Consider the following 10335-nt stretch of genomic DNA (forward strand, 5'->3'; position numbering starts at 1 on the left):
CCCCCATCCGGGACCCGGATGGGGGTTCTTCGCGTTTCCGGAAGTCTCCGGAACTCAGTTTCCGGGGAATCAGTTGCTCCGGCGGGACAGCCAGCTTCTTCGGCGCGGTGCCGCCACTGTGCCGACGGGCGGCAGGTGGAGGGTGGCCACGGCGCTGCGGATCAGGATGCGGACCCCCTCGGCGGCCGTCTCGGCCGACATCGAGGCGCTCTGCTCCCGGCCGGAGGCCTGGCTCGGCAGGTACGGAAGGCGCGCGAACCCGCCGCGCAGCTCCGGGCGTTCGGTGGCGATCAGGTGCGCCAGCCCGTAGAAGACGTGGTTGCAGAGGTGGGTGCCGGCGGTGTGCGAGACGGTGGCCGGGATCCCGGCCTGCTGGACCGCCTCCACGCAGGCCTTCACCGGCAGGGAGGAGAAGTACGCGGCCGGGCCGTCCGGTACGACCGGCTGGTCGAGCGGCTGGTTGCCCTTCCGGTCGGCTGTCCGGACGGCGTCGTCGAGGTTGATCGCCACCCGCTCGACCGTGAGGTCCGGCCGGTTGCCGCCCTGGCCGGTGGCGATGACCAGGTCCGGCTCGAACCGGGCCACCGCCCGGCGCAGTTCGGCGATCGAGTCGCCGAACGCCCAGGGCAGCCCGGCGAACTCCAGGGCCACCCCGGCCGGCGGACCGGCGGCGACCAGTCGGCCCGCCTCCAGGGACGAGTTCAGGGGATCGCGGCCGAACGGTTCGAAGGCGGTCAGCAGGACGCGGATGATGGCGGACCTCCGAGCGTGCGGGAACGTACGGACCCGATTTGTGCCGTTCGAGCGTAGGGCCGTCCCGAATGTCCCGGCAAGCCCCGCCGCTTTCCGGCGGACACGATGACCTGATTCCTCGTCGTGACCTGACTTCTCGTGACCTGAATTCTCGTCATGTGCGGCGCAGTGCGCCGTCCGCGCGGAGGGAGGCGAGGGTGGGGTAGCCGTCGACGGCCATCAGGAGGTCGGCCTCGGCGAGCAGGGAGCGCAGTACGTGGACGATGCCGTCGGTGCCCTCCAGGGCCAGGCCGTAGGGGTACGGGCGGCCGACGCCGACGGCGGTGGCGCCGAGGGCGAGGGCCTTGACGACGTCGGTGCCCGAGCGGACGCCTGAGTCGAAGAGGACGGGCAGGCCCTCGGCGGCTTCGACGACGCCGGGGAGGGCGTCGAGGGCGGCGAGTCCGCCGTTGGCCTGGCGGCCGCCGTGGTTGGAGCAGTAGATGCCGTCGACGCCGCCGTCCCTGGCGCGGCGGACGTCCTCGGGGTGGCAGATGCCCTTGAGGAGGATCGGCAGGTCGGTGAGCGAGCGCAGCCAGGGCAGGTCGTCCCAGGTCAGCGGGTTGCCGAAGACGCCGGCCCACTCCAGGACGGTCGCCTGCGGGTCCTCCTCCGGGGCCTTGGCGAGGCGGGCGCGGAACACCGGGTCGGAGGTGTAGTTGGCCAGGCAGTGGCCGCGCAGCTGGGGGAAGTTGGCGGTCGCCAGGTCACGCGGGCGCCAGCCGGTGACCCAGGTGTCCAGCGTGACGACGATGCCCCGGTAGCCGGCGGCCTGCGCCCGGTGCACCAGGCTCTCGGCGAGCGCCCGGTCGGTGGGGGTGTAGAGCTGGAAGAAGCCGGGAGTGTCGCCGAACTCGGCGGCCACCCGCTCCAGCGGGTCGACCGTCAGCGTGGAGGCGACCATCGGCACACCGGTCCGGGCGGCGGCCCGGGCGGTGGCCAGGTCCCCGTGACCGTCCTGGGCGCACAGGCCGATCACCCCGATCGGAGCCATGAACAGCGGGGTCGGCAGCCGCATCCCGAACAGGTCCACCGAGAGGTCCCGTGTGCGCGCGCCGACCATCATCCGCGGCACCAGGCCCCACCGGCCGAAGGCGGCGACGTTCGCCCGCTGGGTGGACTCGTCGCCCGCCCCGCCCGCCACGTAGGAGAGCACGGAGGGCGCCAGCGCCGTGCTCGCCCGCGCCTCCAGTTCGGCGAAGGCCATCGGCATCGTCGGCAGCACGCCGCCGAGCCCGCGCAGATAGATCTCGTTCTGGTAGTCGCCGAACCGCCCCTGGAACGCCGGATCCATCCACTGGCTGTCCATCCGTCGGCCGTCCTCTCGCCCTCGGCCGCCCGGGACCGTCCCGGCCGGCGGTGCCGTCCGCGGCTCCGTCGTACGGACGGACGGGCTGACGGCACACCGGCATTCTCACCGCGGACGGAGCGGACGGCCAGGGTCCGGCCGGGGGTGTGTGTCACCGCGTCGGCCGTCTCACGGCGTCGGTTCGGGACGGACCCGGTGGCCGTACCGCCACACGGCGGCCGCGGCGAGCAGGGCGACCGTCCCGCCGAGCAGCATGACCGTGCCGGGCGAGGAGTGGTCCACCGCCAGGCCGCCGGCCAGCGCGCCGATCGAGAAGGCGGCCTGGAACGCCGAGGTGAAGACCACGCCGGCACCCTCCGGGGCGTGCGGGGCCGCGGCGAGGAACCAGCTGAGCGCGCAGACCGGGACGGCCCCGTAGGCCGTGCCCCAGAGCGCCAGCAGGACGGCGGCGCCCGGACCGCCGGTGCCCAGCAGCGGCAGCAGCAGCGCCGCGGCGGCGAGCAGGACGGCCGCCGTGCCGAACACCGGACGCAGTGCCCCGGCCGCCCGGCCCCCGGCCAGGACGTTGCCGAGCAGTCCGGCGGCGCCGTAGAGGAGTAGCAGGGCGGTGATCAGGCCGGGGCCGGCGTGGGTGGTGCTGGCGAGGAACGGGGTGACGTAGGTGTAGCTGCCGAAGTGGGCCGGCACGATCAGGAAGGTCACCAGGACGCCGGTCCGGGTGCCCCGGCCGGCCAGCAGACCGCGCAGCACTCCCAGCCCGGTGACGGTGAGCGGGGGCAGCGGTGGCAGCGACCGCAGGAGGGCGGCCAGGGCGAGCAGGGTCAGCGCGGCCATCGCGAGGAAGGCCGTCCGCCAGCCGGCCAGGGAGGCGAGGAACACCCCCGCCGGGACGCCGAGCACCGAGCCGAGCGGGACGGCGGAGAAGATCACCGTGTTGGCCCGGGCCCGCCGGTCCTCCGGGACGAGGCGCGGGGCGAGCCCGGAACCGATCGACCAGAACGCCCCGATGACCAGGCCGAGGACGATCCGGGCGGCCAGTACCGCCCAGTAGGCGGGGGCGAAGGCGCTGAGCAGGTCCGCCAGGGTCAGCACCAGCAGCAGCGCGCAGAGCATGGTCCGCCGGTCCGCGCGCCGGGTCATGACGGTCACCAGGGGCGCGGCCACCGCGGCGACGATGCCCGGCAGGGTCATCATCAGCCCGGCCGTGCCGTCGGAGATCCGGAAGGTGGCGCCGATCGGGGTCAGCAGGCCGATCGGGAGGATCTCGGTGGTGACGATGGAGAACACGCCGGTCGTCACGGCGAGGACGGCGAGGGTGCCGCCGTCCCGGGGGCGCGGGCCCGGGGCGGTCGCGCCCGGGGTGGTCGGGGCTGGAGGGAGAGTGGTGCCGGTCGGCATGCCGGAGGTCCCGTCGCTGGGTGGTGGGTTCGTGACCCGAAGTCCAGCAGTACGAACGGGGGTTGGGCTGGCGTGAATCCGACGTCAACGCTTCCGTGCCGGGTCCGCGGCCCGGCCTTCCTCGGCGGCGGGGGGTTCTTCGGCGGCCCGTCCTTCCTCGGCGAGATGGTGGCCTTCGGCAGGACTGTGGCCTTCGGCGAGGCGGCGCTGCTTGGCGCGGTGGGCGAGCACGCCGAGGATGCGCTGCCAGGTCGGCGAGGCCTCGGCGAGCCGGGAGAAGATCACCGCCTGCTTGCCGGGCCGGCTGCTGTCCCGTCCATGGGCGGCCTCCCAGGCGTCCAGGTCGTCGATCAGTCGGTCCACACGGGGGTCGTCCGGTTCCCAGTCGAGCGACTGGTCGCAGAGCAGGAACAGCCGCATCGTCTCGGCGTCGTCGAAGCTGGCGTTCTTCTCCCGGATGCCCCGGCGCATGGCCTCCGGGTCCAGGGCCTGGTGCAGGATCCAGGTGTCCCGTTCGAGCAGCACCGACCGCTCGCTGACCCCGAGCGCGCGCATCCGGTCCAGGATGGCGACCACCTCGGGCGGCAGTGCGAGCCGCTCGCCGCTCGCCAGGTCGGCGATCCGGCGGCGGTGCTCGGCGAGTTGGTCGATCCGGTGCCGCAGTTCGGCGTCGAGGTCGGTGATGGCGGCGGCGAACTCCTCCGGCTGAGCGTGCAGCAGCGCGTCGATCCGGGCCAGCGGCACCCCGGCGTCGGCGAGCGTCCTGATCCGGATGAGGTCCACCGCGGCCTGGGCGCTGTACCGGCGGTAGCCGGAGCGGTCGCGCTCGGGCTCGGGCAGCAGCCCGACCTGGTGGTAGTGGCGGACGGTGCGCACGGTCACGCCTGCGGTCGCGGCGAGTTGACCGATCGTCAGCACCGTCCGGCTCCGGTTCCGTTGAGGATTTGTGGCTGTGGCCGTGGCCGTGGCCGTGGCCGAAGTCTAGGCGCGGCCCGCCCGGTCCACGACATCGCGGATCGCCTGGACCACGACATCGGTCCGCTCGAAGACGAACTGGCTGTGGCCGGTGTCGGCGAGGAGGCGCTGCTCGCCGTTGGAGACCCTGGCCACCATGTCCGCGTACAGCCGCGTCTTGCCGTCGTGCATCGCCTGGAGGAGCTCCTCCGACATCAGCGCCTGCTGGCCGGGGTCGACGCCCAGCGGGGTGAGCGCGATCAGCGGGACGTCGGGGAGGTCCGCCCCGGCCCGCAGTTCGACGGCCAGCTCGGGCATCGAGGCGCGTTCGGCGATGCCGGCGTGGATCCAGCGCTCGCTCACGTGGTACTCGGTCACCGCGTCGCGGACGTCCGCCGGGTAGTCCACGAGCAGGTCCTCGCACAGCTGCCGGATGGCGGGGAGCGCCTGCCGCAGCTGCTCCTCGGTGGGCGACAGTTGTTGGGTGGCGGCCAGGCTCGCCTCGGCGGGCATGTAGTCGTCCCAGTCCCGGTGGAAGGCGTCCAGCCAGACCAGTCCGGCCACGTCCTGCGGGTACTGCTGGGCGAACCCGTGGGCGTACGCGCCGCCGAGCGAGTGCGCGACCAGGACGTACGGGCCGGGAACGCCCTGGGCGCGCAGCAGTTCGCGCAGTTCGGCCGCGACCTCGGCGGCGGTGCGGGGCAGCGCGGCCTCGTCGCTGAAGCCGGTGCCGCCGCGGTCGTACACCACGGCGGTCGTGAACTGCGCGACCCCCTGCTGGACACCGAAGTAGTCCAGGCCGATGGCGCTGGCGCCGGGCAGGAGGACGACGGCGGGGCCGCCCGTTCCCTGGCGGTGCAGGTAGAGGCGGCGGCCGTCGACCTCCTGGAAACCGCCGACCGGGGGGTGGAGCGGGGCGGTGGAAGTGCTCTCGTTCGTCATGCGGCAAGCCTCCAACCCTGACGTAGCGTCAAGGTCAAGCGTTCGTCGCGGGGAGTCTGTCGGGTGCTCGGGTGCTCGGGTGCTCGGGTGCTCAGCTGGGCAGGTGCTCAGGGGGCTCACCTGCTTGAGCGCCGGGGCCGCTGGTCGTGGTGAAGCGGTTGCGGTACTCGGTGGGCGTGGTGCCCAGCCGGCGGGCGAAGGCGCGGCGCAGGGTCTCGTCGCTGCCCAGGCCGCTGAGCCGGGCGGCGGCGGTGATGCTGTGGCCGTCGAGGAGCAGCTGTCGGGCGCGGTCGAGGCGGACCCGCTCGACCCAGCGGGCCGGCGTGGTGTGCAGCTCGGCCTGGAAGAGCCGGGTCAGGTGGCGGGTGCTGACGGCGGTGGTGGCGGCCATCGCGGCGCCGGAGATCGCCCTGGTCACCCGGGGCGTGGAGCTGGACGTGCTGGGGGTCGGCTACCACGCGATCTCCGCCGGGCAGCGGGCCGCCGTGGTCGCGGCCCATCCGCGGCCCGACTTCAAGAACCGCATCCTGGCCGCGTTCACCGAGGGTGTCGAAGGTCGCCCGGAAACGACCTTCGGCAACGTCAAGGCGGATGTGCTCGCCCACTTCGTGCCGGGCTTCGAGCGCGGCGACTTCGTGGAGGTGGTCAGGGGCTCCGAGTGGGCGGAGTGAGCCGGATCGGGGGTTCGGAGGGCAGCCCGAAGGCCCGGTCGGCGTCGGCCGGCCGGGTTTGACGGCGGGTCCGGCTTCCACCACCCTTCCACTAATCAAATAGTGAAAGGGTACTTTGCCGATGCCCGCTTCCGTCTCCCCGCCGCGAGCCCTGCTGTCCGCAGCCTCCGCGTCCCCCGTTCCCTCCGCTGCTTCCACCCCTTCCTCCCCTTCGGCCCCGACCACCTCGGCCGCGACCACCTCGGCCGCGACCACCTCGGCCGCGCCCTCCGCCCGGTTCACGACCCTGCTGGCCCTGCTCACCCGCCGCCCAGCCGCGCTCGCCTGGGGCCTGGCGGCCGGGTTCGCCGCGCTCTACATCTGCGTCGCCGTCAACCGGCACCGGCGCGGCCTCACCAAGGCCTACGACCTGGGCATCTTCGAGCAGGCCGTCCGGGCGTACGCCCACGGGCAGGCGCCGATCGTGCCGCTCAAGGGGCCCGGCTACCACCTGCTCGGGGACCACTTCCACCCGCTGATCGCCGTCCTCGCCCCCGCCTACCGGGCCTTCCCGAGCCCGCTCACCCTCGTCGCCGCCCAGGCGCTGCTGATGGCGCTGGCCGTCGTCCCGCTGACCCGCTGGGCCCACGAGGTGGCCGGGGCGAGGGCGGCGCTGGTCGTCGGCTGCGCCACCGGGGCGTCCTGGGGGATCGTCCGGGCGGCGGCCGACGACTTCCACGAGATCGCCTTCGCCGTCCCGCTGCTCGCCTTCGCCGCCACCGCACTCGGCCGGCGCCGCCCGCTCGCCGCCGCGCTCTGGTCGCTGCCGCTGCTGCTGGTCAAGGAGGACCTGGGGCTGACGGTGGCCGCCGTCGGCGTCCTGATCGCCTGGCAGGCCCGGCGGGAGCGGCGCCGCAGCCCGCTGCCCGGGCTCGCCCTCGCCGTCGTCGGCCTCGCCGCGACCGTGCTCACCGTGCTCGTCGTGCTGCCGGCCTTCAACCCGAACGGGGGCTTCGACTACTGGCAGCAACTGGACGGCGGCGGGCAGGGCGGGCAGGCCTCGCTCCGGGCGCTGCCGCTGCGGCTCGGCTGGCCGCCGGTCAAGTGGCTGCTGCTGTTCCTGCTCGCCGCCACCGCCGGCTTCGCCGGTGTGCGTTCGCCGCTCCTCCTGCTCTGCGTGCCCACCCTCGCCTGGCGGCTGCTCTCGGCCAACCCGCACTACTGGGGCGTCAGTTACCACTACAGTGCGGTGCTGATGCCGATCGCGCTGGCGGCCCTGGTCGACATCCTGCGGCGTTGCGACACCCGCCGCGTCCGCCGCGCGCTCGCCGTCAGCGCCCTGGTGACCGCCGTGACGCTGCCGCTCTACCCGCTGCACGAGGTGGTGATGCCCGAGGCCTGGCGCACCTCGCCCCGGCTCACCGAGACCCGGGCGATGCTCCACCGGATACCCGACGGCGCCGCCGTGGCCGCCTCCAACCGGCTGGCGGCGCAGCTCACCGACCGGGCCGAGGTCACCCTGGTCTGCCGGGCGCCGGTGGGCCCCGGACCGCAGTGGGTGGCCGTCGACCTGCGCGACCCGAGCGTGCAGGCCCCGTGCGCCACCGCCGACACCGCCCGGATGCTGACCCTCTACCGGGAACGCGGCTACCGTCCGCTGGTCGAGCAGGACGGCCTGCTCCTGCTGCAACGTCCCTGAAGGACCTCCGCCAGGACACCCTCCGGGGGTCCGGCTTGACCCGCGTGCCGCCGTGGGCCACTATTCCGCTATTGAACTAGTGAAAGGCCGAAACGCCGGTGATCGAGTACCGCATTGAGCGGCGCAGCGGCGTCTCCACGTACCAGCAGATCGTGCAGCAGACCAAGCAGGCCCTGCGACTCGGACTGCTCCAGCCCGGAGACAAACTGCCGACCGCCCGTGAGGTGGTCGAACTGACCGCGATCAACCCGAACACCGTGCTGAAGGCCTATCGCGAACTCGAACGCGAAGGGCTGGTCGAACCCCGCCCGGGTCTCGGCACCTTCGTCCGGCGCTCGCTCGCCCGGCCGGAGGCGGCCGCGGACGGGCCGCTGCGCGCGGACCTGGTCGGGTGGGTGGACCGGGCCCGGGGGGCCGGTCTGGAGCGCGAGGACATCGCCGCGCTGATGGCCTCCGTCCTGGAGCAGCGCCTCGACACCGGGGTCTCCGGCTCCGACGCCGGGGCCTCCGGCTCCGACAACAAGGCCTCCGGCTCCGACACCGGGGTCTGAGGACCCCTCGGCAACACCGAACAGAGAACAGTGGGGGGACCGGGTGGACGACCCGACGACCACGGCGCCCGCGTCGGCGCCGGCCCTGGAGGCCGAAGGCCTCGGCAGGAGGTACCGAGGCGGCTGGGCCCTGCGGGGCTGCGACCTCACCGTCCCGGCCGGGCGGATCTGCGGAGTGGTGGGCCCCAACGGCGCGGGTAAGAGCACCCTGCTCTCCCTCGCCGCCGGCCAACTCGCGCCCACCGAGGGCGGACTGCGGGTGCTGGGCGCCACCGCCGGTGATCCCGGGCTGCGCGCCCGGATCGCCTACGTGCCGCAGGACAAGCCGCTCTACCCGGGCCTCACCGTCGCCGAGACGCTGCGGATGGGCCGCGAGCTCAACCCGGTATGGGACGAGGACGGGGCCCAACAGATCGTCGACCAGGGCGAGTTGAACCCCAACGCGCGGATCGGCTCGCTCTCCGGCGGCCAGCGCACCCGGGTCTGCCTCGCCCTCGCCCTCGGCAAGCTCCCCGATCTGCTGCTGCTCGACGAGCCGATGGCCGACCTCGACCCGCTCGCCCGGCACCAGCTGATGGGCGCCCTGATGTCGTCCGCCGCCGAGCGCGGCACCAGCATCGTGCTGTCCTCGCACATCCTCCCCGAGCTGGACGGCGTCATCGACCACCTGCTCCTCGTCCAGCGCGGACGCGTCCGGCTGGCCGGCGACCTGGAGGAGATCCTCGACGGGCACCGGCTGCTCACCGGCCCGGCCGCCCAGGAGTCCTCCCTGGACGCCGAGTCGGTGGTCGAGCAGCGCGTCAGCGGCCGTCGGGCCATCGCCCTGGTCCGCACCGACGAGCCGGTGGACGGCGAGTGGGAGAGCGAGCGTCCGAGCCTGGAGGACCTGCTGCTCGGCTACCTCCGCGGACCCGCCGAACCGGCCGACCGCAAGGAACCGAACGAGGTGGCCGCATGAGCACGACCGTCCTGCCCGACCGCACCACCGCTCCCACGGCCTCCACCAAGCCCGCCCTGCGCGGAATCCTCTGGCTGGTGCTGCGCCAGAACCGGCTCCTCCTCTGGACCCTGGGCATCCTGCTGGTCCTGGCGGTGGCCGACCTCCTGTGGATCCACGTCGCCAGCAGCCGGATCGTGAGCGAGCTGCACCGGACCGACTGCTACTACCCCGAGACCTGGGACCGGCGCGAGTGCTGGAACCGCCTGGAGCCGATCGACCGCCCGAACTTCTGGTACCTCCAGGTCCTCCAGCCCGCCGTCACCGCGGTCCCGCTGCTGACCGGCATGTTCGTCGGCGCCCCGCTGCTGGCCCAGGAGTACGAGCGCGGCACCATCCGCCTGATCCGGGCCCAGTCCGTCAGCCCGGTCCGCTGGCTGGCCGTCCGCCTCGCCGTTCCCGGCCTCGCCGTCCTGGCCGCCGCCGGCGTGCTCGCCTCCCTGATGACCTGGGTGTGGTGGACGGACATCGTGCACGGCCCGGCCGCCTTCGACCCGCCGTTCCAGTTCTTCACCTACCCGGTCCTCGGCCTCGCCCCGATCGCCTGGTCCCTGTTCGCCCTGACCCTCGGCGTCCTGGTCGGCCAACTCGTCCGCCGCACCCTGCCCGCGATGTTCCTCACCGGCGCCCTCGTCGCCGCCGCCCACGGCCTCGTCCTCTGGGCCCGCCCCCACTTCTACCCGGCCGTGGAACAGATCGCCGCCGTGGGCACCCCCCAACCCACCAACGCCTGGCTCCTCGGCCGTGGCATCGTCCTGCCCGACGGCACCCACGCCAGCACCGACTCCTGCCTCTTCTCCGCCCGCGCCCCCGGCTGCGACGAGGCCATCGCCTCCTGGGCCCGCTTCCACCCGGCCGACCACCTCGTCCCCATCCAACTCGTCGAGGCCGGCATCCTCCTGGCGCTCACCCTGCTCCTGCTGCTCACCGTCTTCCGCCGCATCCGCGCCTAGGCCGCGTATTCGGTCGTGATCAATGGGTTCGGGTGAGGTCCTTGATCCAGATCATTGCGCCGCGGAGGTGAAGGCCGGCGAGGTAGCTTT

At 73.7% G+C, this 10335-nt stretch carries 10 protein-coding genes and 1 pseudogene; 5 read left to right on the plus strand and 6 right to left on the minus strand.

Annotated features, from left to right (window positions below; translation table 11 throughout):
* Window positions 1-69 precede the first annotated feature (69 nt).
* The 6 genes from pcp to ACIQOV_RS11280 form a co-directional block, all read right to left on the minus strand.
* Window positions 70-753, minus strand: a complete 684-nt coding sequence (pcp, locus tag ACIQOV_RS11255; protein ID WP_401047451.1) for a pyroglutamyl-peptidase I — start codon at window positions 751-753, stop codon at window positions 70-72.
* Between the two features lie 154 nt (window positions 754-907).
* Complete coding sequence (locus tag ACIQOV_RS11260; RefSeq protein ID WP_401047427.1) at window positions 908-2101, minus strand: alpha-hydroxy-acid oxidizing protein; 1194 nt, start codon at window positions 2099-2101, stop codon at window positions 908-910.
* 168 nt (window positions 2102-2269) lie between these two features.
* Complete coding sequence (locus tag ACIQOV_RS11265) at window positions 2270-3499, minus strand: MFS transporter (protein ID WP_401047430.1); 1230 nt, start codon at window positions 3497-3499, stop codon at window positions 2270-2272.
* Window positions 3500-3583: 84 nt separating this feature from the next.
* On the minus strand, window positions 3584-4417 hold the full coding sequence (locus ACIQOV_RS11270) for a MerR family transcriptional regulator (protein WP_401047433.1): 834 nt from the start codon (window positions 4415-4417) through the stop codon (window positions 3584-3586).
* Between the two features lie 63 nt (window positions 4418-4480).
* Entirely contained in the window at window positions 4481-5395 is a 915-nt protein-coding gene (locus tag ACIQOV_RS11275; RefSeq protein WP_401047434.1) for an alpha/beta fold hydrolase, read from the minus strand.
* A 91-nt stretch (window positions 5396-5486) separates the two neighbouring features.
* Window positions 5487-5786 (minus strand): helix-turn-helix domain-containing protein, encoded by a 300-nt coding sequence (locus tag ACIQOV_RS11280; RefSeq protein ID WP_401047437.1) that lies wholly within the window; start codon window positions 5784-5786, stop codon window positions 5487-5489.
* Here ACIQOV_RS11280 and ACIQOV_RS11285 point away from each other — a divergent pair.
* The 5 genes and pseudogenes from ACIQOV_RS11285 to ACIQOV_RS11305 all read left to right on the plus strand — a co-directional run.
* A pseudogene (locus ACIQOV_RS11285) lies at window positions 5767-6066 on the plus strand (diguanylate cyclase); the annotation flags it as partial. The gene ACIQOV_RS11280 and the pseudogene ACIQOV_RS11285 overlap by 20 nt on opposite strands.
* Window positions 6067-6187: 121 nt before the next feature.
* A complete protein-coding gene (locus tag ACIQOV_RS11290) occupies window positions 6188-7744 on the plus strand; it encodes a DUF2079 domain-containing protein (RefSeq protein WP_401047440.1) in 1557 nt (518 codons plus the stop codon).
* A 98-nt stretch (window positions 7745-7842) separates the two neighbouring features.
* Window positions 7843-8295, plus strand: coding sequence for a GntR family transcriptional regulator (locus ACIQOV_RS11295; protein ID WP_401047443.1), 453 nt, complete (start codon window positions 7843-7845; stop codon window positions 8293-8295).
* A 43-nt stretch (window positions 8296-8338) separates the two neighbouring features.
* A complete protein-coding gene (locus ACIQOV_RS11300; RefSeq protein WP_401047445.1) occupies window positions 8339-9253 on the plus strand; it encodes an ABC transporter ATP-binding protein in 915 nt (304 codons plus the stop codon).
* A complete protein-coding gene (locus tag ACIQOV_RS11305; protein ID WP_401047448.1) occupies window positions 9250-10245 on the plus strand; it encodes a hypothetical protein in 996 nt (331 codons plus the stop codon). Before ACIQOV_RS11300 ends, ACIQOV_RS11305 begins: the two co-directional genes overlap by 4 nt.
* Window positions 10246-10335 lie beyond the last annotated feature (90 nt).

The organism is Kitasatospora sp. NPDC091257, from assembly GCF_044757675.1.
GTDB classification, from domain to species: Bacteria; Actinomycetota; Actinomycetes; order Streptomycetales; family Streptomycetaceae; genus Kitasatospora; species Kitasatospora lactacystinica.

What these genes read in the sequence shown, in the direction of transcription:
- ACIQOV_RS11275 (WP_401047434.1), bottom strand. Translation starts at nt 5,395, where the DNA reads ATGACGAACGAGAGCACTTCCACCGCCCCGCTCCACCCCCCGGTCGGC.
- ACIQOV_RS11280 (WP_401047437.1), bottom strand. Translation starts at nt 5,786, where the DNA reads ATGGCCGCCACCACCGCCGTCAGCACCCGCCACCTGACCCGGCTCTTC.
- ACIQOV_RS11290 (WP_401047440.1), top strand. Translation starts at nt 6,188, where the DNA reads ATGCCCGCTTCCGTCTCCCCGCCGCGAGCCCTGCTGTCCGCAGCCTCC.
- ACIQOV_RS11265 (WP_401047430.1), bottom strand. Translation starts at nt 3,499, where the DNA reads ATGCCGACCGGCACCACTCTCCCTCCAGCCCCGACCACCCCGGGCGCG.
- ACIQOV_RS11260 (WP_401047427.1), bottom strand. Translation starts at nt 2,101, where the DNA reads ATGGACAGCCAGTGGATGGATCCGGCGTTCCAGGGGCGGTTCGGCGAC.
- ACIQOV_RS11305 (WP_401047448.1), top strand. Translation starts at nt 9,250, where the DNA reads ATGAGCACGACCGTCCTGCCCGACCGCACCACCGCTCCCACGGCCTCC.